At 69.6% G+C, this 20,382-nt stretch carries 24 protein-coding genes and 2 pseudogenes; 14 read left to right on the top strand and 12 right to left on the bottom strand.

Features of this window, described 5'->3' with window-relative positions:
- Window positions 1–14 precede the first annotated feature (14 nt).
- Window positions 15–3,362, bottom strand: coding sequence for an ATP-binding protein (locus ON31_RS23785; RefSeq protein ID WP_169335035.1), 3,348 nt, complete (start codon window positions 3,360–3,362; stop codon window positions 15–17).
- A gap of 172 nt (window positions 3,363–3,534) precedes the next feature.
- On the opposite strand from ON31_RS23785, the gene ON31_RS23790 reads away from it, so the two are divergent.
- The gene (locus ON31_RS23790; protein WP_147286995.1) at window positions 3,535–4,050 is read left to right on the top strand and encodes an MmyB family transcriptional regulator; all 516 of its coding nucleotides are present in this window, start codon (window positions 3,535–3,537) and stop codon (window positions 4,048–4,050) included.
- 18 nt (window positions 4,051–4,068) lie between these two features.
- Here ON31_RS23790 and ON31_RS23795 read toward each other — a convergent pair whose 3' ends face one another.
- The 3 genes from ON31_RS23795 to ON31_RS23805 all read right to left on the bottom strand — a co-directional run bounded on the left by ON31_RS23795 (window position 4,069) and on the right by ON31_RS23805 (window position 6,350).
- Entirely contained in the window at window positions 4,069–4,599 is a 531-nt protein-coding gene (locus ON31_RS23795) for a hypothetical protein (protein WP_039816989.1), read from the bottom strand.
- Window positions 4,600–4,789: 190 nt separating this feature from the next.
- Window positions 4,790–5,467 (bottom strand): GNAT family N-acetyltransferase, encoded by a 678-nt coding sequence (locus ON31_RS23800; protein ID WP_029931415.1) that lies wholly within the window; start codon window positions 5,465–5,467, stop codon window positions 4,790–4,792.
- Between the two features lie 187 nt (window positions 5,468–5,654).
- Window positions 5,655–6,350, bottom strand: coding sequence for a hypothetical protein (locus ON31_RS23805; protein WP_051037672.1), 696 nt, complete (start codon window positions 6,348–6,350; stop codon window positions 5,655–5,657).
- 241 nt (window positions 6,351–6,591) lie between these two features.
- Here ON31_RS23805 and ON31_RS23810 point away from each other — a divergent pair, with 241 nt between their 5' ends.
- The gene (locus tag ON31_RS23810; protein WP_081592716.1) at window positions 6,592–7,953 is read left to right on the top strand and encodes a wax ester/triacylglycerol synthase domain-containing protein; all 1,362 of its coding nucleotides are present in this window, start codon (window positions 6,592–6,594) and stop codon (window positions 7,951–7,953) included.
- Between the two features lie 18 nt (window positions 7,954–7,971).
- Here the strand turns inward: ON31_RS23810 and ON31_RS23815 are convergent, their stop codons facing one another.
- The 3 genes from ON31_RS23815 to ON31_RS23825 form a co-directional block, all read right to left on the bottom strand.
- Window positions 7,972–8,598, bottom strand: a complete 627-nt coding sequence (locus ON31_RS23815; RefSeq protein ID WP_039816991.1) for a MerR family transcriptional regulator — start codon at window positions 8,596–8,598, stop codon at window positions 7,972–7,974.
- A 32-nt stretch (window positions 8,599–8,630) separates the two neighbouring features.
- Entirely contained in the window at window positions 8,631–9,023 is a 393-nt protein-coding gene (locus tag ON31_RS23820) for a hypothetical protein (protein ID WP_039816992.1), read from the bottom strand.
- 96 nt (window positions 9,024–9,119) lie between these two features.
- A complete protein-coding gene (locus tag ON31_RS23825) occupies window positions 9,120–10,022 on the bottom strand; it encodes a YobF C-terminal domain-containing protein (RefSeq protein WP_039816993.1) in 903 nt (300 codons plus the stop codon).
- Window positions 10,023–10,150: 128 nt separating this feature from the next.
- Between ON31_RS23825 and ON31_RS23830 the strand changes: the two genes are divergently transcribed.
- The 5 genes and pseudogenes from ON31_RS23830 (at window position 10,151) to ON31_RS23850 (ending at window position 13,318) form a co-directional block, all read left to right on the top strand.
- Complete coding sequence (locus ON31_RS23830) at window positions 10,151–11,173, top strand: NADP-dependent oxidoreductase (RefSeq protein WP_039816994.1); 1,023 nt, start codon at window positions 10,151–10,153, stop codon at window positions 11,171–11,173.
- An 82-nt stretch (window positions 11,174–11,255) separates the two neighbouring features.
- A complete protein-coding gene (locus ON31_RS23835; RefSeq protein WP_039816995.1) occupies window positions 11,256–11,627 on the top strand; it encodes an ArsR/SmtB family transcription factor in 372 nt (123 codons plus the stop codon).
- Window positions 11,624–12,358: an MIP/aquaporin family protein gene (locus ON31_RS23840; RefSeq protein WP_039816996.1), complete on the top strand. Its 735-nt coding sequence runs from the start codon at window positions 11,624–11,626 to the stop codon at window positions 12,356–12,358. The genes ON31_RS23835 and ON31_RS23840 overlap by 4 nt, the downstream gene beginning before the upstream one ends.
- 16 nt (window positions 12,359–12,374) lie before the next feature.
- Window positions 12,375–12,788 (top strand): annotated as a pseudogene (locus ON31_RS23845) (arsenate reductase ArsC).
- A gap of 89 nt (window positions 12,789–12,877) precedes the next feature.
- Complete coding sequence (locus ON31_RS23850) at window positions 12,878–13,318, top strand: SRPBCC family protein (protein WP_039816997.1); 441 nt, start codon at window positions 12,878–12,880, stop codon at window positions 13,316–13,318.
- Here ON31_RS23850 and ON31_RS35795 read toward each other — a convergent pair whose 3' ends face one another.
- Both ON31_RS35795 and ON31_RS23860 read right to left on the bottom strand, forming a co-directional pair.
- Window positions 13,319–14,305, bottom strand: a complete 987-nt coding sequence (locus ON31_RS35795; protein ID WP_081592689.1) for a M48 family metalloprotease — start codon at window positions 14,303–14,305, stop codon at window positions 13,319–13,321.
- A gap of 112 nt (window positions 14,306–14,417) precedes the next feature.
- A complete protein-coding gene (locus ON31_RS23860; protein ID WP_039816999.1) occupies window positions 14,418–14,603 on the bottom strand; it encodes a hypothetical protein in 186 nt (61 codons plus the stop codon).
- A 46-nt stretch (window positions 14,604–14,649) separates the two neighbouring features.
- On the opposite strand from ON31_RS23860, the gene ON31_RS23865 reads away from it, so the two are divergent.
- The 3 genes and pseudogenes from ON31_RS23865 to ON31_RS38130 all read left to right on the top strand — a co-directional run.
- On the top strand, window positions 14,650–15,036 hold the full coding sequence (locus ON31_RS23865) for a winged helix-turn-helix transcriptional regulator (protein WP_157533765.1): 387 nt from the start codon (window positions 14,650–14,652) through the stop codon (window positions 15,034–15,036).
- A 191-nt stretch (window positions 15,037–15,227) separates the two neighbouring features.
- Window positions 15,228–15,548, top strand: a complete 321-nt coding sequence (locus tag ON31_RS23870) for an LmrA/YxaF family transcription factor (protein ID WP_051037673.1) — start codon at window positions 15,228–15,230, stop codon at window positions 15,546–15,548.
- 35 nt (window positions 15,549–15,583) lie between these two features.
- Window positions 15,584–15,737, top strand: a pseudogene (locus ON31_RS38130) (dihydrofolate reductase family protein); the annotation flags it as partial.
- Window positions 15,738–15,793: 56 nt separating this feature from the next.
- Here ON31_RS38130 and ON31_RS23875 read toward each other — a convergent pair.
- Window positions 15,794–16,399 (bottom strand): TetR/AcrR family transcriptional regulator, encoded by a 606-nt coding sequence (locus ON31_RS23875; RefSeq protein WP_039817001.1) that lies wholly within the window; start codon window positions 16,397–16,399, stop codon window positions 15,794–15,796.
- Window positions 16,400–16,483: 84 nt separating this feature from the next.
- Between ON31_RS23875 and ON31_RS23880 the strand changes: the two genes are divergently transcribed.
- Together ON31_RS23880 and ON31_RS23885 are read left to right on the top strand one after the other, a co-directional pair.
- Window positions 16,484–17,074, top strand: a complete 591-nt coding sequence (locus ON31_RS23880) for a TetR/AcrR family transcriptional regulator (RefSeq protein ID WP_039817002.1) — start codon at window positions 16,484–16,486, stop codon at window positions 17,072–17,074.
- Window positions 17,075–17,227: 153 nt separating this feature from the next.
- Window positions 17,228–17,608, top strand: a complete 381-nt coding sequence (locus ON31_RS23885) for a DoxX family protein (RefSeq protein ID WP_039817003.1) — start codon at window positions 17,228–17,230, stop codon at window positions 17,606–17,608.
- Between the two features lie 86 nt (window positions 17,609–17,694).
- Here the strand turns inward: ON31_RS23885 and ON31_RS38135 are convergent, their stop codons facing one another.
- Window positions 17,695–17,823, bottom strand: coding sequence for a VOC family protein (locus tag ON31_RS38135; protein ID WP_255222234.1), 129 nt, complete (start codon window positions 17,821–17,823; stop codon window positions 17,695–17,697).
- Window positions 17,824–18,036: 213 nt separating this feature from the next.
- On the opposite strand from ON31_RS38135, the gene ON31_RS38140 reads away from it, so the two are divergent.
- Both ON31_RS38140 and ON31_RS23895 read left to right on the top strand, forming a co-directional pair.
- Window positions 18,037–18,171: a hypothetical protein gene (locus ON31_RS38140; protein ID WP_255222235.1), complete on the top strand. Its 135-nt coding sequence runs from the start codon at window positions 18,037–18,039 to the stop codon at window positions 18,169–18,171.
- A gap of 520 nt (window positions 18,172–18,691) precedes the next feature.
- Window positions 18,692–19,045, top strand: coding sequence for an HNH endonuclease (locus ON31_RS23895; RefSeq protein WP_039817004.1), 354 nt, complete (start codon window positions 18,692–18,694; stop codon window positions 19,043–19,045).
- 127 nt (window positions 19,046–19,172) lie between these two features.
- Here the strand turns inward: ON31_RS23895 and ychF are convergent, their stop codons facing one another.
- Complete coding sequence (ychF, locus tag ON31_RS23900) at window positions 19,173–20,252, bottom strand: redox-regulated ATPase YchF (protein WP_039817005.1); 1,080 nt, start codon at window positions 20,250–20,252, stop codon at window positions 19,173–19,175.
- Between the last annotated feature and the right edge of the window lie 130 nt (window positions 20,253–20,382).

Raw genomic sequence — 20,382 nt, forward strand, 5'->3', positions numbered from 1 at the left:
AGCGCCCCGCGCGGCTAACGCCGCGACGGCATACCGCGTACACCCGGTCGCGGCGGCGTCCGGTGCGCCAGATCGGCCCGGAGGGCGGCCACCTCCTCGCGCAGTCGGGCCATGAGGCGCTCGGCGTCGTCGCGATGCGCGGCGGCGCGGTCGGTATCTCCGAGCGCGGCGGCCAGTTCGGCGAGTACGGCGTCCATCGGCCCCAGGTACGACGCGCCGGTCTCCAGTCCGCCGATGGTCCCGGCCAGCGGCAGCAGCGCGGTGTAGAGCTCGCGGACGACGTCGGTATCGCCGAGGAACAGCGCGATCCGGGAGCGGATGATGCTGAAGGTGGCCCAGAACGGCGGCCCCACCGGGGGCGCGGCGGCCAGCACCCGCCGGGCGTGCGCGGTGTCCCCGCAGTGCAGCAGGGCCAGCGCGTAGCCGTAGGAGAACAGCTCCGGCGCGACGGCGGCGCGTTCCCCGAGCGCGCCCGCGAGCGCGGAGAAGTCGCCCCCGCGCACCCAGGCCAGCGCCAGCAGCAGCCCGATGTGCAGCGCCTCCGCGTCGCGGGTGACATCGTCGACGGGCAGCGCCTGGGTGGCCAGCGGCGCGGGTCCGAGCACACCCTCGTGGTGCCAGTCGCCCAGCATGCGTTCGGCGGACTCGATATCGCCGCGCACCAGTTCGAGCAGGAACTCGAAGGGTACGAGCGCGTCGAGCAGATGGCGTAGTTGCCCGTCGGTGGCGAATTCGGCGGCGCGCCCGGCATGTTCGGCGGCAGTGGCGAGGTCGGCGTCGGCCAGCGCCGCCCGGAAGAGCAGATAGCGTGCCAGCGCCTGGAATTCGGTGAGTTCGGCCGCGGCCGCCACGAGAAGTAGCCGGGTCGCAAGACTTTTCAGTTCGTCGGCGCGCAGGAATCCGCCCCGCACGAACGCGATGAACGCCTGGGCGTTGACGGCCGTGCACAGCAGATCGGCATCGCCGAGCGGTTCGGCCAGCGCGACGGCCGCGTCGGCGGCGGCCCGGGCGTCACCGAGATCGGTCAGCGCGGTGTGGAAGACGGTGGTGACCAGCACCAGGATGCGCTCGCGCACCGGCAGTCCGGTGTCGGCACGGGCGATGCGCAGTGGTTCCAGCACCCGCGGGTCGGCGGTGTGCCAGTCTCGCGCCGACCAGATGAGCGGGGTGGGCCAGCAGGTGGCGGCCCGGACCAGCGGTTCGACACCACCGAGCCGGTCGGCGAGATCGAGGGCCTGTTCGCGCACGTCCCGCGCCTGCTCGTGCCGCCCGTCGTAGGCGAGGGCGGTGACGAGCTCGCAGCGCGCCTCCAATACCGCCGACAGCTGCTCGTCGGTGGCGGCGGCCCCGTCGTGCCCGGCCATTTCGTGCAGTGTCAGCACCGACTGCCAGCGGCGCACCGCGTCGGCCCGCATGCGCCGTTCCACGCAGAGGCGGGCCGCGGTCCGACCGAAAAGCAGTGCGCGCTCGGCGGTTTCGACGGTGGCGCCGAGCGCCGCGTGGTGCGCGAGGGTTTCGGCGTCGCGTCCGGTGAGGGCGGAGCAGTCCGGAACGCAGATCCGCGCGGACAGTGATTCGAACACCGCCCAGTGCATGCGAAGGCGGCGCAGCACGGGGATGCCGTAGTACACCGTCTCGCGGATGAGCGCGTGGTCGAAGCGGATGCGGCCGCCGCGCTCGGTGCGCAGCAGCCGGGCCTGTTCGGCCGCCGCGACCCGGTCGATGATCTGGTCGGGCGTGAGCCCGGCGGCGGTGGCGAGGGTGGGAACGTCGCAGTCCTCGCCCCAGACCGACATGAGTTCGAGCAGGTCGACAACCGCGGCGGGCAACTGGGCGACGCGGCGGCCCAGCAGATCTCGCACGGTGTCGGGCAGCGCGTCGGTGGTGCCCTGGGTGGCGACGAGTTTGGCCAGTTCGCGCACGAACAGCGGGTTGCCGCCGGTGCGTCGGCGCAGCAGCGCCACCAACTGGTCATCGGCGTCCACGAGTCCGGCGGCGACCGCGGCCCACCGGGTGCCGTTCAGGTCGAGGCCGTCGAGTTCGATGCGGTCGGCGGTGAACAGGGCCAGGGCGGCGGCGGTATCGCGCACTCCCGCACCGGCTTCGGTGCCACGCAGGGTGGCGATGATCAGCACGGGGCGGTCGCGCAGCCAGTGCACCACCTGGCGCAGCACCTGGAGGGTCGCGGTATCCGCGCCGTGCACGTCTTCGAGCACGATGAGCACCGGCCCGGCGGCGGCGCGACAGTGTCGGACCACGCGGCGGGCGAGGGTGAAGGCGTCGACGGCGGCACAGGCGTCGGGGTCGGCGGCGGTGAGTTCGACCAGCACCTCGGCCCAGGCCCAGGCCGGGGGCGCGTCCTCCACCTCGGGGCAGCGGCCGAAGACGGTGGCCCAGTCCCGCTCGGCCAGCTGCGCGGCCACCGCGGTGGCGAGGGTGCTCTTGCCCGCGCCCGCCTCGCCGGAGAGCCATACCAGGCGCACGCTGCCCAGCGCCGCCGCTTCCGCCGCCGCCAGCACGGCGGCCCGCTGCTCGGCATATCCACTGTCCGGCAGCGGATCCGGGTGCGCTGCGCGCACCGTGATCGGCGCGGTCGGGGTATCGGTGCCGACCTTGTGGGTGAGGATCGCGGTCTCGGTGTCGCGCAGCGCGGGTCCGGGGTCCACTCCGAATTCGCCGTTGAGGAATTCCCGGCAGCGGCGCACCGTGGTGAGCGCGTCCAGGGACTGCCCGAGCCGGTACTGGGCCAGGGCGAGCAGTCGCGCGCATTCCTCGCGGCCCGGATGCTCCTCGAAGACCGGCCGCAGCGCCAGCACCACCTCGGCGGGCCGGTTCAGCTCCAGTGCCGCCCGTGCCCGCAGCTCCAGCGCGGTGAGCCGCAGGGCGGTCAGCCGCGCGGCTTCCTGTGCCGCCCAGGGCATTCCGAGGAAGGTTTCCAGTGCGGTGCCGTGCCAGCAGGCCAGGGCGGCGTCGAGCACCCGGATCTGTTCGAGCGGGTCGGGTCGCAGGGCGGGATCGCGCAGGGCGGCCTCGTGCCCGTGCAGTAGCTGCTCGAACTCCCAGGCGTCGACCTGCGCGGGTTCGAGATTCAGTGCGTACCCGTGTGATTCGGAGACGATGACGCGGGCGCGGGCCCGGCGCGGCCGATCCGGTTCGAAGAGGCGTCGCAGATTGTGGATGTAGACCTGGAGCGCGGCGGTGGCCTTGGCGGGCGGGTCGCCGTTCCACAGATCGTCGATGAGCCGGTCGGTGGGGACGACCCGGCCCCCGGCCGCGACCAGGCGTCCCAGCACCGCGCACTGCATGGGCGCGCCGGGTGGCACCCGCTGGCCGTCGATGGTGATCTGCAGAGGTCCCAGCACTCCGATCCGTGTGACCGCCATGCCGTGCCGAAACCCCCGTAACCACTGCCGTCTTGGACAATTGACTTGCTTGCGACACACAGAATGACAGAAATTCTGCGAGACGTCTCATCGGTGTGATCCGACTTAACCGAATACGAAGTGGACACGAAGAGTGATGCCGCACACTGCCATGGTGTCTCAGTCCGGGTTGCGCGTGCCCACCACGCGGTCGATCGGCGAGGAGCCGCGTGGCGCCGAACTATCGGTGCTACAGGGCTTCCCATATCCCGCCGCCTACCGCACCCCGGCGACCTGCGATGTGGTCGCCACCAATACCGCCTTCGCGGAGATGTTCCCGGGCCTCGAGCCCGGCACCAACCTGCTCACCTGGATGCTGCTCGATCCCATGGCCCGCTGTGTGCTGGTCGAATGGGAAGTCGAGGCGCAGCTGCTGGTGCAGCGGTTCCGGAAGTCGGTGCCGCAGGCCGAATCCGGCCGCATCGAGGAGATCCTGACGCTGTGCCGCCGCGCACCGGACTGGGATCGGCTGTGGGGAGAGGAGATCCGGGTCCCGGACACCGCGCAGCGACTGCTGCTGGTGCGGGATGCGGAGACCGGCCTCGAACGCGCCATGTACGCGCACACCTTCGGCTTCGAGGCCCCACCGCGCCCCTGGCTGCTGTACACCCTCGTACCGGCGACCTGAGCCCGGTCCGCCGCCGCGTCAGGCTTGGGCGGCCGGGCTCTCGAACCAGCCGTCGACCGGGTCGGCGTAGCCGTGGTACACCAGCGGAATCCGCCGGTCCACCTCGAAGTGGCGGTACACCGCGAGCATGGCCCGCCGTACCGCGTGCGCGTGGAAGTCGTCGATGCGGCGGGCGCCGAGCCGGTGCTCGGGCAGCAGCTCCAGTCGGGTCAGCTCATCGGGATCGGTGGCGTCGAGTCCGATGGGCGGGGCGTCGGCGATGAAGTGGTCGTGCAGGATGGCGTGCGTGCGCGCCGGGTCGGGGCTACCCGGCGCGAAGGCCAGGAAGCGCACCCGGACGCCGCGGCGGCCGGGAGCCGCGGTCTCCAGCCGGTCGAGCAGTACGGCGGCCGGACGACGCACCGACCGCCCGGCGAGCGGGTCCTGTTCGAGCAGGTGCAGCATGCTGCCGCCGGGCACCCGGGGTTCGGGGACGAGGAACAGGCTCAGCACGGGTGCGCCGGAGACTCCGTCGGCCAGGCAGACTTTGGTGGTCATGGGATCGGGCATGCGCTTCTCCCTCGATTGTGCGGAACCCGCGGTGCGGTCCGCGCCCGGGGCGGCGGGCCCGGGGTGGTGCAGTCAGCTGGTATTCGATATCTCGCCGCGGACCCGGAGGCGGTCAGCAGACCGCCCGGCAGCGCGACCGGAGCACACCAGCGAATTATAGTCGAGTCGCATGACCTGCCGCGGGCGTTCGTCAGGCGTCGATCAATCCGCGCCGGGTCGCGGGCGGGCTCGCCAACTGCCGCTCGATGGTGGCCCGTACCAGCGGCCACTCCTCGTCCAGGATGGAGTAGAACGCCGTACTGCGCACCTCGCCGTCCAGCCCGCGCGAATGCGCCCGCCGCACCCCGTCGCTGGTCGCGCCGAGCCGCTCGATGGCCATGCGGGACCGCAGATTCCGCATATCCGCGCGCAGGGCGATGCGGCGTACCCGCCACACCTCGAAGGCGTGCGCGAGCAGCAGCAGTTTGGACTCCAGGTTGATCCCGGCTCCCCGTGCGTCCGGCGCGAGCCAGGTATTGCCGATCTCGGCGGCGTCCGGGATGGCCAGCAGCGGGTCGCCCGGCGGCAACCCGTGCACCAGCGGCCACACCACCGGCCCCTGCCAATAGTCGAATCTGGTGAATCGAGTGGACCCGAGCACCCGCCCGGTGCCCGCCGCGACGATGGCGAAGGCCAACGAGGTGCCCGCGGCGTGCCCGGCGACCGCCTGGGCGATGTAGTCGATGGCCTCGTCCACCCCGTGCGGAACGGGGGTGAAGGCGAAGTCGTCGCGATTGTCCGCCGCCGCCTCCGCGATCCCCGGAGCATGCTGCGGCGCAAGGGGTTCCAGCCGCACGACGCGGCCGTCGAGAATGACCGGTACAGGCACGTTCCCTCGATCTTTCGAAGCGGTCGGGGGTCGCGTCGGGCGGTGCCGCACCGGCTACCCGCTCCGGATAGGACGAACCAGCCCTGGCGCGCCAGTAGCAGCGTGAATCAGTGAGGTGAACGATAACGGAACACCCGCGCACAGGACGGCAGGCGACACACGAATTTCGGGGCCCGCCCGGCGGCGGTCAGCCCAGCGCGGACGTCCCCGCGGCGACGGTCCCGGACGCGGCGTCGTCCCAGGTGCGGGGCGGCGGGCCGAAGGTGCTGTGCGCGTTGGCGATCACCGATTTGCCGAGCGCCCGGTTGCCGACCGCGCCGATCACCGCGCCGATGCCCGCGGGCAGCGCCCGCCCGAACACCAGCACACCCCGCTTGACGATGAACTGCACGACGAAGCGTTTCACCAGCGCGTTGTCGATGTTCCGCACGACCGGCAGCCGGTCGGCCACCACGGCGGCCCAATCCCGCGCCGACTGGCTGGCGTTCTTGCCCATCACCGCGGTGCCGGTCTCGCCGAGCACGACGCTCACCACCATGGCGCGACGCTGCTCGGGCGGCAGTGCACCGATGCCGTGCACCGCGCCCACCGAGGCCGCGTACAGCGCCGACGCCTCCAGGAAGAACACCGACTCGACGCCGCTCACCGCCAGGCCGATCAGGGTGCCCACGCCGGGTACCGCCGCGCTCAGGCCCGCGACCGTACCGCTGGCGGTGACCAGCACCAGGTAGCGCGTCTCCAGCCCCTGCGCGATGTCCTCGGGTGACCGGCTCGGGTGCTTGCGCCGCAGCCGGTCCACGTACCTGGCCGCCAGCGGCGCCTGCACCCCGGTGCCGCCGCGCAGGAGCAACTCGATGGACTTCTGCACTGTGCGCTCGAACATGGCGGGCGTCCCCTTTCGTCGTCGGCAACGCCCGAGCGTACGGACCGCCGTGCCCGGGTTCGGGTTCCGACACGGGAATCCACGGGTCCGTTACGACCGACGTCCGCGCGGGGACCTTCGCCTCTCCCGGTCGGCGGTGATCGGCGTCACAGTATGGGTGGTGGTCGGTTTCCGGCGGCGACGCGGACGACCAGGACAGGCGACGAGACGGTGACGGGCAATGGACGCGCACGAGTCCCATATGACAGAGTCGGACCTCTTCACGTGGAGCATGGAGCAGGATCCAGCACTTCGCTCGACGATCGTCACGCTGCTGCTGCTCGACTCCGAACCGGACCGGGATCGGTTGTGGCACACGCTCGATCGCGCCAGCCACGCGGTACCCCGCTTCCGGCACCGGCTGGTGGCGGCCCCGCTGCGGCTGACGCCCCCGCGCTGGCTCCCCGATCCGGACTTCGATCTGTCCTGGCATGTGCGCCGCCTGGCCGCGCCCGCACCCGGGGATCTGTCGGCGGTGCTCGAGTTCGCGCGCACCGAGGCGATGGCGGCCTTCGATCCGGCCCGCCCGCTGTGGCAGTTCACCGTGCTGAGCGGGCTGGCCGACGGGCGCTGCGCGCTCGTGCTGAAGGTGCACCACAGCCTGACCGACGGCGTCGGCGGCATCCAGATCGCCGGGGAGATACTGGATTTCGAGCGGGAGGGCACATCTCGGCCGGAGCTCGCGGAAAGCGCGGAGGTGGACGGGAACGGCGCGGTGGGCGACATCATCACCTGGAACTGGGCCACCGGCACCGAGTTGGTGCGCGACGGGGTCGCGACGGCGGTCTCGGCCGCGCGGCGGACGGTGACGAATCCGGTCGGGGCGGTCCGCGACGGGGTCACGCTGGCGCGTTCGCTGCTGCGACTGGCCCGGCCGGTCACCACCACGCTGTCGCCGCTCATGACCGAGCGGAGCCTGGTGCGGCGGTTGACCGTACTCGACGTGCCGCTGCCGACGCTGCACCGCGCCGCCCACCGCACCGGATGCACGGTGAACGACGCCTTCCTCGCCGCGGTGCTGATCGGGCTGCGCACCTATCACGAGCGTCGGGGGGCGACGGTGGCGCGGCTGCGGGTGGCCATGCCGATCAGCCTGCGCCATCCGGGTGATCCGATCGGCGGCAATCGGATCTCCCTGGCCCGCTTCGTCGTTCCCGCCGATATCGCCGAGCCCGACGATCTCATGCATGCCCTGGACGGTGTGGTCGAGGGGTGGCGGCACGAACCGGCCGTACCGCTGTCCAATGCCGTCGCGGCCACCTTCAACCGGCTACCGGTCGGGCTGCTCACCGATATGTTCAAGCATGTCGACTTCATCGCCTCGGACGTGCCGGGTTCGCCGGTGCCGCTGTATGTGGCCGGGGCCGAGGTGCAGCGGATCTACGCCTTCGGACCCACCACCGGCACCGCCCTGAACGTCACACTGGTCTCGCATGTCGAAACCTGTTGCGTGGGAATCAATTCCGATGCCGCGGCGGTCACCGACCCGGACCTGCTGACCGAATGCCTGGCCGCCGGCTTCCGGGCCGTCACCGCGCTCGGCGCGGCGATCCTGGAGGACTAGCGCCGGCGTGCGAATCGTTCAGCCGCCGAAGCGTTTCCGCGAGATCTCCGCGTGCGCGACCCGGCGCAGCGTGGCCAGCAGGGCATCGCCGAGCACGGTTCCGACGATCGCGCCTTCGACAATGGCCTCGGTGGCTCCCAGCCGGGCGACGCCGTCGATATCGGCGGCGGCGATCCGGTCGGCGGCCGCGGCGTAGTCGGACAGTTCGTCGAGCACCCACTCGTGCCCGACCTCGCGGAAGGTGCACAGCACCCCGATCAGTGCTTCGACCAGTGCGGAGCCGGGCGGCGGCGTCCATCCGCGTTCGGCGCAGATCCGCTCGATCCGGCCCGCCGCCCACTCCCGGTCCGCCTCGGCGACCTCGGTGCGCGGTGCGGGCAGGCCGTGCTGGGCCACACCGAGAATGTCGTGGGTCGACACCCTGGGCTCCTCGATGGCGGAGAGCACCTCGCGCGCCGCCGCGACGGTCAGCCCACCGATTTCCAGCAGTGCGCGAACGAGTTTGAGCCGACGGACATGCGCCGCACCGTAGCGGGCCTGGTTGGGGCTGGTGAGTTCACCGGGCGGAAGCAGCCCCTCCCGCTGGTAGTACTTGATGGTCGCGATCGCCACCCCGGACTCCCGGCTCAACTCCGCCATCCGCATCCCGCCGCCACTCCTCTCGTTCGATATTCCGTTCACGCCCCGACCGGGACCGCCCGCCGCCCCCGCACCCAGGCCACCGCGAAGGCGATCGCGAAGCCAAGGTGCACGACAAGGAACACCTTGGCGAGCTCGCGCGCCTCCCCACTGAACACCCCCCACACATCATTGGCCGCCACCACCCCGAACCCGACCGCATTGGCCAGCACCACGGCATTGCGCAGCGGCGACGCCGGTGCGCCGCGCGAGAGCCAGTTCAGGACCGCGATCCCGAGGAACGGCCCACCCAGCAGCCGCAGCAGCGCCACCAGTTCCGGCGACGCGTCCGCGGGCACGGCCTCCACCCCGAACTGCACCGGCACGAGCACCAGCGCCGACCCGATGACGGCCAGATAGATCGAAGCAATGGTCAACAGCCACTTGAGCATGGCAAGCCTCCAATATGGATAGCTGAACTTTCTATAATAGAAAGCTACACTATCCACTTCGCTGGAGGCAATGGTCCGGCCCGAGCCTGCGGCTGGTCAGCGTTGATGCAGGGCTGCACGCAGCCGCTCATACGTCGACGCGAGTTCACCGACCACCTCGGCGGCCGCCCGATCCCGCTCCGACACCAGCAGCTGCTGTAGGGATCCGATGAGCCGTGCCTGCTCGACCATGACCGCCGCCGCACCGCCGTATCCGATCCGGCGCAGGCAATCCGCCGCATCCGCGGTCCGGCGCGCGCCCACCCGGACGGCGAACGCGGTCAGGTGTGCCCGCAACCCCGGCGGACACCCATCCGCCAGCATCGCCGCCAGACTCCGTGCGGCGTCCGGGCTGCCATTGCCCGCCAAGCGTTCCCGCGCCCGCGGCAGACAGGCGGCGACCGCCTCGTCCGCACCCACCACGCGGGTCCGCTCGAACTCGGTGTACATGGTGTACGGCTGGCCGTAGTCGACCGAATCCCCACGCCACGCGGAGAGGAAGTCCGACAATTCGATGCGCGCGTACGGATATCCCTGCGGGTCGTGTGCGGTGACCCCGTCCGCGTCCATGTCGACGACGACCAGGAAGTGATCAGCCCCGATCGGCCCGCGCATCTCCGGTTGGTACCGCAGATACCCCATCTCGACCGGACCGATGAACACCGGCCCGCCGCGCAGCGCCGCTCCGAGCCGCCCCACGGGATCATCCTCGCTGGTCACCGTGGCTCGCCATCCCAACGCCGCCAGCGCCTCCGCCACGCCGATCTCCGGATTCCACCCACCCGGATCGAAGAACGCGACTCCGTCCCCCACCTGCATTCCGAACGGACTCCCGGTCACGGTCTCGATCACCGCCGTACCGGGAGCCGCCTCCCCCATCATCATGGCGAGTCCGTTCGCATAGCAGTACGGCCCCGACCCGATATACGAAATCTGTCTCGTCAGCTGTCCGGCATCCATCGCCCCACGCTGACAGGAGTTCCCGAAAAACGCTACAGCCGAGCATTTTTCGTAGTCTCGCCGCAGTCTCGGCCTTGCGGCCCGAAATACGCTCGATCAACCGATTCGGGCCCTCTAGCATCGGCCGGGTGACGGCATCGACCAATCGGCAGTGGATTCTGCGCCATCGCCCCGGCGCGACGGTGCGGGACGAAGACTTCGAACTGCGCAGTGCACCGATACCGAGCCCGGCGTCCGGGGAGGCTTTGGTTCGGGTGAAGTGGCTGGGCATCGACGCCACGCAGCGTGGATGGCTCAATGACGCCGACAACTACATCGATGCCGTACCGCTGGACACGGTGATGCGCGGCAGCGGTGTCGGGCAGGTGGTGGCCTCGGCGCATCCGGACTATCCGGTGGGGAGCTGGGTCGCCGGCATGGTGGGCTGGCAGGAGTACGCCGTCGCGTCCGGGACCGGCCTGTTCGGATTGAATGTGGTGCCGGACGGCGTCCCGCCCCGACTCATGCTCAGTCTGTTCGGCCCGCCCGGCCTGACCGCGTACTTCGGCATGCTGGATATCGGCCGCCCGGAGCCGGGTCAGACGGTGCTCGTCTCGGCCGCCGCCGGTGCGACGGGTTCGGTGGCGGGCCAGATCGCGAAAATCCTGGGCTGCACGGTGATCGGCATCGCGGGCGGCCCCCGCAAGTGCGCGTGGCTGCTGGAACAGGCCGGTTTCGACGCCGCGATCGACCATCGCCGCGACGATATCGACGCCCGCCTGCGCTCCCTCGCGCCGCACGGTATCGACGTCTTCTTCGACGGTGTCGGCGGGCCGGTTCTCGAACACGGCCTCGCCCACCTCGCCCATCACGCCCGCGTCGTTCTGGCCGGTGCCGTGGCCACCGGCTACCGGGGCGCCGACCCGGCCACCGGCCCCCGCAACTATCTGCGCCTGGCTCTCACCCGCTCCCGCATGGAGGGTTTCATCTTCCTCGATTACGTCGACCGCTTCCCCGAAGCGTTCACCGCCCTCCTGAACTGGCACAACCGGGGCGAACTCGCCCTCGCCGAAACCATCACCCCCGGCCTCGAATCCGCACCCTCGGCGCTGCGGGCCCTGTTCGAAGGCCACAATCTCGGCAAACAACTGGTCGAGGTCGCCGACTTCTGACCACGCTCGCCGCTCCCCGGCCCACCGTATGTTCACCGGATGTTTGCTTGCCCGCTGATTCGACAATCATCAATATCGATGTGTGTCTAATCGAGAGTTGCCGCTGCTCGAGGCGAGCCCGCCCGGGTGCGAGGTCACCTCGCTGGCTCGCCAACCGCTGACCACCGCGGCGGCCGCCGAACTCGCCGCGGTGTTCAAGGCGCTGTCGGATCCGGTGCGGTTGCGGCTGTTGAGCGTGGTGGCCAGCCACACCGGCCAGGAAGCCTGCGTCTGCGATCTGTCGGAGGGCTTCGATGTCAGCCAGCCCACCATCTCCCATCACCTGAAGGTGTTGCGCGCGGCCGGGCTGCTCAGCAGTGAGCGGCGGGGTTCCTGGGTGTACTACCGCGTCGAACCCGCGGCACTGCACCAGCTTTCGCAGCTACTCGGAGGCGGCACGGAGGAGGCGCGATGAGCACGCTGGCGCGGCGGCTGCTGGCCGAGTTCGTCGGGACGGCGCTGCTGGTGTGCGTCGTCGTCGGCTCCGGCATCGCCGCTCAGCAGTTGTCGCCGGACGATGTGGGCCTGCAACTACTGGAGAACTCCACCGCCACGGTCTTCGGCCTCGCGGTGCTGATCCTCATCTTCGGCCCGGTGTCCGGCGCGCATTTCAACCCCGTGGTGTCGGCGGCCGATTGGCTGGCGGGGCGACGCCGGGGCACCGGCCTGAGCACCACCGAGCTGCCCGCCTACATCGGCGCGCAGCTCATCGGCGGCATGCTCGGCGCGGTGCTGGCGAACATCATGTTCGACCTGTCGGCGCTGCAGATCTCCGGACGCGATCGTGTCACCACCGGACATCTGGTCGGCGAGGTGGTCGCCACCGCCGGGCTGATCGCGGTGATCTTCGCGCTGGCCCGCTCCGGGCGCGCCGCGCTGTCGGCCGCCGCGGTCGGCACCTATATCGGCGCGGCGTACTGGTTCACCAGTTCCACCTCGTTCGCCAATCCGGCCGTGACGGTCGGCCGGATCTTCTCCGACACCTTCGCCGGTATCGCCCCCGCGTCGGTGCCCGCCTTCATCACCGCCCAGATCATCGGTGGCGCACTGGGTTTGGCGCTCATCGTGACCCTGTACCCGGACACCCCGGACACCGCCAACAATGTCGTCGTCCCGCATGCCGACGACGACCGCCCGCTACGCTGAAGGACGCCATCCACCAATGACCACTACTCCCAGTGTGCTTTTCGTCTGCGTCCACAACGCCGGGCGCTCGCAGATGGCCGCCGCCTTCCTGACCCACCTCGCCGGGGACCGGGTGGAGGTCCGCTCCGCCGGATCCGCACCCGCCGACCAGATCAATCCGGCCGCCGTGGCCGCCATGCGCGAACTCGGCATCGACATCTCCGCGGCGACCCCCAAGATCCTCACCGCCGACGCCGTCCAGGATTCCGACGTGGTGATCACCATGGGCTGCGGCGACACCTGCCCCTACTTCCCGGGTAAGCGGTACCTGGACTGGAAGCTGGACGATCCGGCAGGGTAGGGTGTCGATGCCGTGCGCGGCATCCGAGACGAGATCGAACGGCGGGTGCGGGGCCTGCTGGACGAGCTCGGCATCGCACCGCGCGCGTGACCCGGTACTCACCCGCGTCGAATACCTGAAGCCCGCCGCCACCCATGGAAAGGTGGTGGCATGGCTGGGTGCGTTGAGGTGATTCGCCGATGATGTCCGATCCGGAGCTGAACCCCGCTGCCGTCGAGATCGGCAGTTTCTTCCCACAACCGCCGGATACGGTCTGGCACGCGCTGACCGATCCGGATCTTCTGGAGCAGTGGCTGCTGCGTTCGGTCGGCTTCGCCCCCGCCGTCGGCACCCACTTCATCTTCTCCCTACCCACCCGCCCGCCCGGCGAGATCGCCTGCGAGGTCCTGACCGCCGAACCCGCCACCCGACTGACCTTCCGCTGGATCGACCTCCGAGCCGACTACCCCGCCCGCTGGATAGTCGACTGGACCATCCACCCCCAAGGCCGCGGCACCCGCCTCCTACTCACCCAAACCGGCTTCGACATCGAGGACCGCCGCCAGAAGATGGCCCGCAACGCCATGGAGCGCGGCTGGAAGGGCACCCTGTCCCGCTTGCGCGAACTCCTCGATCGGTGATCACCGCGAGTCACGTTCTCGAACGAAGACCATCGCCTCGGCCATGCCGATGCGGTCGTGGACGAGCGGATGGGTCGATACCAAGGTGAACAGGCGATCGGGCCAGGACGGCGGGCCGGACCCACGCCTTTCGCCGCGGAAATCATGCCCGTATTCCCGTAGCCAGGACACCACCCCGGATCCGAAGCCGAGGTCGACCGCCACCCGGTCCGCCACCCACTCGTCGCGCCGGTCGATCGCGCGGGTGGCCAGCCGCTGCGCGACCAGCAGCGCGATGGCGACGAGCGCGCCCCGAAGCCCGAACAGCCATATCAGCAGGGCGATCACCGCTGCCCAGGCGGCCGCGTCGGCGGCGACGAGCATCCCGTCCAGAGGAGTCCGGCGACGTTGGGTCCGGGACCGGACCTCGCGGGTGATGGATACCGCGACAGGCAGCGCGCGCAGCGGAAGCGCGTACCAGTACAGCATGACGTACCAGAAATAGTGGGTAGCGCTGAGCAGATGCCCCAGTTCGTGAGCCAGCAGTGCTCGCAGTTGTGCCGGGGCCATCCGATGCACGGCAGCACTTGATATTTCGATGATCCGGCCATCGCTTGCCGAACCCCGGACTTCCTCGGACTCCGGCACCGAGATCGCATAGTCCGTCGCCGGTACCCCGGCCGCGCCGACGACCTCACGCCATGCCGGGGTGAGTCGGCGGGCTTGCTCCGGAGTAGGAGCGACGCACCCTTCGAGCCGTTGCCGCCGCTGTGCTCGCGTCTGATCCACAACGGGCACAAGGGAAAGCAGCCACAGCTCGAGGGCGATGATCGTCCCCCACAGCCCGAAGAGACCGCCGAGCCGCGCCACAATCATGCCCGACAGCACCACCGCGGGCATGGAGACGACCACCCGGACCGCCGTGGAGACGTACCGGTATCGACGCAGAGCCCGACGATATCGGGCGCGTTCCCGTGCTCCGGCGGCTTCCAGGCGAGGTGTCGACATCGCTACCCCCAGCGCGGTCTCTCTCCGAAAATCCAGAGTAGCCAGGGAAAGTGGCGGACACCCCTACATCCGGTGAACTGTACGGACGGGCATGGACCGCGGGACCGAATCGCTAGTGCGTAGCGGTGAGCGGATGGTCTCCGTAGGGGTTGTCGACGGCGTGGACGGCGACATCACCGCTGATCATGACATCGTGGCCGCGGTCGTAGTGGAAGACGGGCGTGACGGCGGCGAAGGCTTCGAAACCGGCCCGCAGGGCAGCGGCGCCGGATACCGGTTTGCCCGGTTCGAACGCCACGGCGGCGGACGGTATGAAGCGCGGCGACCGGAAATCGACCTGCCCGATGAACCTCTTCCTGGAGCTCTTCGGCGACCCCTGGACCCTACTGCTGCTGCGCGACATGCTGCTGCTCGGCAAACGACGACCAGCCGAGTTCCTGGAATCGGACGAGCGCATCTCCACCAACATCCTTACCGACCGCCTCAAGCGCCTCGAGGCGGCGGATATGGTGCGCCGCCGCGGCACCGGCCAGCGCAATCAGGTCCACTACCTCCCCACCGAGAAGGCCGTGGACGTACTGCCCGTGCTCTTCGATATGGCCCTGTGGAGCATGCGTCACGAATCCGATTCCGCCCCACTGCAATCCGTCATCGACCGCATCCGCACCGACCCGGACGCCTATATCGCCGACATCCGCGCCGACATCACCCGCGAGACCGCGGCGGCCTGAGCCTCGATCGAACGACCAACGAGAGCCGCTGTCACGTAACCTCTTTCATGCCGGCACAATCCGTGCCACCCGCCGCGGACGGATGACACGGACTGTCGCGGTCGTTCAGGACGCGGAGCTCGCGGCGGTGATGGCGGAGACGAGCGCCTCGTCGGCGTAGGCGACCCCGCCGATACCCCACCCGCCGCGCCGTGGTCGAATCCTTCCTGACCTTCGCCCGCCCGGTGATCGCCGACGCCACCCGCGGCCGCGGCTGCGCCGTCGCGGCCGTCACCACACCCGCCGACACCGACGACCTGCGCCGCCTCGCCGCAACGACTTTCACCGCCTGGGCCGACCAACTCACCACCGCCCTCACCACCGCGGGCATGCCCGCGTCCAACGCCGCCGACCTGTCCCAACTCCTGATCACGATGCTCGAAGGCGCCCAGATCCTCTGCCGCGCCACCGGCGACACCACCCCGTCCGACCGGGCCGCACGGGCAGCCTTGGCCGCGACGCCGGTCCACTGAGGACCGGAACACCGCCGGTCGCAGCGTGACCGCCACTCCAGGTGACCCTCTTCCCCGTCATTACCGGCGCATCGGGGCCTGGATCCGATCTTCCAGCACGCGGCGGACTTCGACCTCGACCTGGTCGGGACACGCACCCTCGACGGCAGCATCCAGGAGCTCATCCACCGCCCGACCCGGCACACCTGAGTCCGCCCGTTCAGCCCTGCGGGCGGTCGAGCAGCCCGGTAACGATCAGATCCGCATCAGCCGGTGGCCGCGGCGACGAGTGCCGCGATGAGGCGGCGGCTGCGGGCGCTCATCTGGGCGGCGGTCTGCTCGGGGTGGCGCTGCCACCACAGCACGAGTGAGGTCACCGTCCCCATCCAGACGTCGGTGAGCGCGGACAGATCCATCGGATCGGTGAGATCGGTCGCGCGCAGCGCATCGGCGACACCGCGGGCGGCCTGGGCGGCGATCTCGCGACGCGCGGTCCGGACGGCGTCGGCGGCCGGGCCGGTCTCGGGATGCGATCTGTCGAACAGGACCGTCCAGTCGTGCGGGCGCGGCTCCAGTGCGACGAACAGCGCGTCAAGGGTGCGCTGCGCCATCGCCGGATCGCTGCCCGCGGTGATAGCGCCCTCGATCGCCTCCGACAGAATCGCGGCGGCACGGTGCACGCAGGCGATGTACAGGTTGTCCTTGGACTGGAAGTAGGTGTAGACCAGCGGCTTGGAGATACCGGCACGCTGCGCGACCTCCACCGGCGAGAGCCCCGCGTAGCCGACGCGCCCGATCTCGGCCACGGCGGCATCGAGAATCGACTGCTCCCGCTCCGCGCGCGGGACGCCCTTGGTTCCGGCTGTACTCACACCGCCATCCAACCATCGGCTCGACCGGCGTCCGGCATCCCAACGAGCCAATACGAGACGTACCGTCTTGTTAAGATGGACCCCATGGCCACCCACCCCGCCCCCACCCGTCGCCGCGAGAGTTCGCGCATCGCCATCCTCGACGCCACCCGCGCCCTGCTCAGCGAGGTCCCGTACGCGAAACTGACCATCGAATCGATCGCCGCCCGCGCCGGGGTCGGCAAACAGACCATCTACCGCTGGTGGGAATCCAAGGGCGCGGTGGTCCTCGACTCCTTGCTCGCGGTGAGTGAGCACCCGGACGGCACCGGGATCGAACTCCCGGATTCCGGCGACTTGGCCGCCGACCTGAAAGCGGTATTACGCGCCACCACAGCCGAATTCGCCGATCCCGCGTTCAGCGCCCCGATCCGCGCCGTGATGATCGAGGTCATCGCCGACCCCGCCCTGGCCGCTACCTACCGAGAGAAACTTCAACAACCCACCCAAGAAGCGATCCTCACCCGCTTGCGCAGCGCCCAACACGCCGGCCAACTCCGCCCCGACGCCGACCTCCCCCTCGTCATCGACATGCTCTACGCCCCCCTCACTCACCGCTGGCTCCTCCACTCGCCCACCCTCGACGACGCCTTCGCCGACGCCGTGGTCGACGCCGTTCTGCACGGATTCGCCTAGCGCCCAACGCGATACCGTCGCGACCTTCGACACCGCGCGGCACCCCGGTCATGAGCTATCCCTGAGATCTCGCCTCACTGTGTCAGGTTTCCGCGCCCTCACTCGTCAGAGCAGCAGGAAACCGTTCCGACAGAAATCAGGAAGCAGTCGATCATGAACGTAGCTCTGTGGATAGTCGCCGGGGTGCTGGCGACCGTACTCCTCGCCAGCAGCGCCAAGCTGGTGATCCCCAAGGAAAAGATCCTCGCCACCGGCAAATTCGCCGCGTGGGCCGAGGACTTCAGCCCGGCCGCCCTGAAAGCCCTCGGCGTCGTCGACCTCATGGGGGCGGTGGGCCTGATCCTGCCCGCCGTACTCGACATCGCACCGATCCTGGTACCGGTGGCGGCAACCGGCACGGCCCTCCTTTTCGCTGGCGCGATCATCGTGCGGATCCGGCGCGGATTGTGGACCACGGCCGTCGCCGAGGTGCTCTACCTGGCCATGGCGATCTTCGTGGCCTGGGGCCGCTTCACCCTCGAACCCTTCGCCTGACTCGACGCGTGTCGCAGGTCCCGGACATCTCACCTTCAGACCGCGCAGCCACCTCACGGCGGCTCACAACCGTTGGCCCCGACCATTCAGGGCAAGTCCGCGGCCGTGATGCCGTCCGGATGTCCGGGCGGCCATTCCACCAGCTCGATGCGGTAGCCGTCCGGGTCGGTGAGCCACGATGTTTTCGGACCCTGCGGGCCTCCCGGGTATTCCACCGGCGGGGCGGTGGACCAACTCCAGCGACGCCGCCGGTTCGTCGGGGAACCGAAGGATCACGAGGAGACTGCCGTCGCCGACGGCGACCCTGCCCAACTCGACATAGCCCAAGGCGGTGTAGAAATCGAGCGAGCGGTCCAGGTCGGTGACGCGGTAGGAGACGAAGAGCGTCTTCACGCGACCTCCTCGGGTCGACGCACTCGATAGCGGAGGTGCGTGACGTCTCGGTCCTCGAGCCGTCGGACCAGGTCGAGTTCGATGTGCCGACCACCGAGGTGGTCGAAAAGGCGTCGGCCTTCCCCGAGCAGGACCGGGCGGTGCGTCCCCGTCATCCACCCGGTGAGTGAGGACGAAGATAGGTACACCATCGTGATGGTCGCCTTGCCAACGCCGGGCGAGTTCGAAGGTCCGACGGCCGGAGATCACCGCGCCGGTGGCCATCGCCTCGCGATAAACCTCGCCGCTCGGCCCCTCGGAGTTCCGGTCGTCGCGCCAGTTGAAAAGACGCCCACCCCCACGTCCGAGCTCCTGGCCCGGTCGATCGTCCGGACCAGCGATGTAGCCGTCGACCGACATCGACATGTACAGCCGAATCGGATTGCCCACCCCGTCCTCCATCTCTCCTCCTCGGTGTGGGGACGCTTTACTCTCGCCCAACCAGTGCAGAGTGTCGATGAGGTAGACGTCAAGCGGCGGGCAAACTCATCGCCGTGCAGCCGAATTGCACGACGGACCTCCCCTCGGCTACGGCACCCGTCTACTGGAACGCAGAGCAACTCCTACACGCCGACTCACAGGTCGACTGAGCCGCACCGCCGGGCGCGGCGGAAGCCTGAGCCGACACCGCGGCGCGTAGTCTCAGCACCTATGCCGTCCGGCGGTAGCAGACAGGTTCGTGCCGCGCGCAAGCGCAAGCGGCGGATGGCACGCGTCGTCCACGACCTCACCGACGCGCAGTGGGACGCGCTCGAGACCTGCTGGGGCGGGTGCGCCTACTGCGGCGCCCACGCCATCCCGCTGCAGAAGGACTGTGTGCAGGCCATTTCACGCGGCGGCCGCTACACCCTCGGTAACGTCGTGCCCGCGTGCGGGTCGTGCAATGCCAGCAAGTGCAACGCGGAGGTGACCTGTTGGCTGCGACGCAAGAAGCTGGACGAACGCGCATTCCTCCTGCGCCACTACGAGATCTCGACCGAGCTCATCGCCCGCTTCGCCCAGTGACACAGCCACCAACCGTGGTCGCCGCAGTGCACAGTCACCGTGAGATCTCGAACTCGCTCAACGGGCCTCGCTCCGAGCCACGGCATTCAATGTGCGTCGACTGCCGATCGCCGGGTAGCCCGGACGTTCAGACGTTGAACCGGAATTCGACCACGTCCCCATCCGCCATCACGTAGTCCTTACCCTCCATCCGCACCTTGCCCGCGGACTTGGCGGCCGCCATGGAGCCCGCTGCGACCAGGTCGGCGAAGGCGACGATTTCGGCCTTGATGAAGCCGCGTTCGAAGTCGGTGTGGATGACGCCGGCGGCCTTGGGGGCGGTATCGCCCTGGTGGATGGTCCAGGCTCGGGCTTCCTTGGGACCGGCGGTGAGGTAGGTCTGGAGGCCGAGGGTGTGGAAGCCGGCGCGGGCCAGGGCGTGCAGGCCGGGTTCGGTTTGGCCGATGGATTCGAGGAGTTCCAGGGCGGATTCGGGGTCGAGTTCGAGGAGTTCGGCTTCGACCTTGGCGTCCAGGAAGACGGCGTCGGCGGGGGCGACGGCGGCTTTCAGCTCGGCCTTGCGGGCCTCGTCGGTGAGCACCGATTCGTCGGCGTTGAAGACGTAGAGGAACGGCTTGGTGGTGAGCAGGGACAGTTCCCTCAGGAGTTCGCCGTCGATCTTGTCGCGGACGGAGAAGAGGGTCTTACCCTCGTTGAGGAACTCCTGAGCCTGCTTGGCGGCGTCGGCGACCGGCTTGCGGTCCTTCTTGACCTTGGCTTCCTTGTCGAGGCGCACCACCGCCTTCTCCAGGGTCTGCAGGTCGGCGAGGATGAGCTCGGTCTCGATGACCTCGATATCGGACAGCGGATCGACCTTGCCGTCCACATGTACCACGTCATCGTCGGCGAACACGCGCACCACCTGGCAGATGGCGTCGGCCTCGCGGATATTGGCCAGGAACTTGTTGCCCAGGCCCGCGCCCTCGGACGCCCCCTTCACGATGCCCGCGATATCGACGAAGGACACCGTGGCGGGCACGATGCGCTCGGAGCCGAAAATCTCGGCGAGCTGGTCGAGCCTCGGGTCGGGCAGCGGGACCACGCCGACGTTCGGCTCGATGGTGGCGAACGGGTAGTTCGCGGCGAGCACGTCATTGCGGGTCAGCGCATTGAACAGCGTCGACTTTCCGACATTGGGCAGGCCGACGATTCCGAGGGTGAGACTCACGGAGAGCAGATTCTACCCGCGCGCACCACCGGGAACCGCGCCGGGCGGGCGTTCTCGTCGGTGCCCGCCGATACCATCCGATACGAGGCGAGGCCGCGAACCGGCCGCCGCCGACGATTCGAGGGGGTGC

Origin of the sequence: Nocardia otitidiscaviarum NBRC 14405 (assembly GCF_000308635.1) — a bacterium.
Lineage (GTDB): Bacteria > Actinomycetota > Actinomycetes > Mycobacteriales > Mycobacteriaceae > Nocardia > Nocardia otitidiscaviarum.

Bases quoted from the DNA above. Each gene is read 5' to 3' on its own strand.
- ON31_RS23790 (WP_147286995.1), top strand. From the start codon at position 3,535: ATGGTGTCTCAGTCCGGGTTGCGCGTGCCCACCACGCGGTCGATCGGC.
- ON31_RS23795 (WP_039816989.1), bottom strand. From the start codon at position 4,599: ATGCCCGATCCCATGACCACCAAAGTCTGCCTGGCCGACGGAGTCTCC.
- ON31_RS23805 (WP_051037672.1), bottom strand. From the start codon at position 6,350: ATGTTCGAGCGCACAGTGCAGAAGTCCATCGAGTTGCTCCTGCGCGGC.
- ON31_RS23810 (WP_081592716.1), top strand. From the start codon at position 6,592: ATGACAGAGTCGGACCTCTTCACGTGGAGCATGGAGCAGGATCCAGCA.
- ON31_RS23815 (WP_039816991.1), bottom strand. From the start codon at position 8,598: ATGCGGATGGCGGAGTTGAGCCGGGAGTCCGGGGTGGCGATCGCGACC.
- ON31_RS23820 (WP_039816992.1), bottom strand. From the start codon at position 9,023: ATGCTCAAGTGGCTGTTGACCATTGCTTCGATCTATCTGGCCGTCATC.
- ON31_RS23825 (WP_039816993.1), bottom strand. From the start codon at position 10,022: ATGGATGCCGGACAGCTGACGAGACAGATTTCGTATATCGGGTCGGGG.
- ON31_RS23840 (WP_039816996.1), top strand. From the start codon at position 11,624: ATGAGCACGCTGGCGCGGCGGCTGCTGGCCGAGTTCGTCGGGACGGCG.
- ON31_RS23850 (WP_039816997.1), top strand. From the start codon at position 12,878: ATGATGTCCGATCCGGAGCTGAACCCCGCTGCCGTCGAGATCGGCAGT.
- ON31_RS35795 (WP_081592689.1), bottom strand. From the start codon at position 14,305: ATGTCGACACCTCGCCTGGAAGCCGCCGGAGCACGGGAACGCGCCCGA.
- ON31_RS23865 (WP_157533765.1), top strand. From the start codon at position 14,650: ATGAACCTCTTCCTGGAGCTCTTCGGCGACCCCTGGACCCTACTGCTG.
- ON31_RS23880 (WP_039817002.1), top strand. From the start codon at position 16,484: ATGGCCACCCACCCCGCCCCCACCCGTCGCCGCGAGAGTTCGCGCATC.
- ON31_RS23885 (WP_039817003.1), top strand. From the start codon at position 17,228: ATGAACGTAGCTCTGTGGATAGTCGCCGGGGTGCTGGCGACCGTACTC.
- ON31_RS23895 (WP_039817004.1), top strand. From the start codon at position 18,692: ATGCCGTCCGGCGGTAGCAGACAGGTTCGTGCCGCGCGCAAGCGCAAG.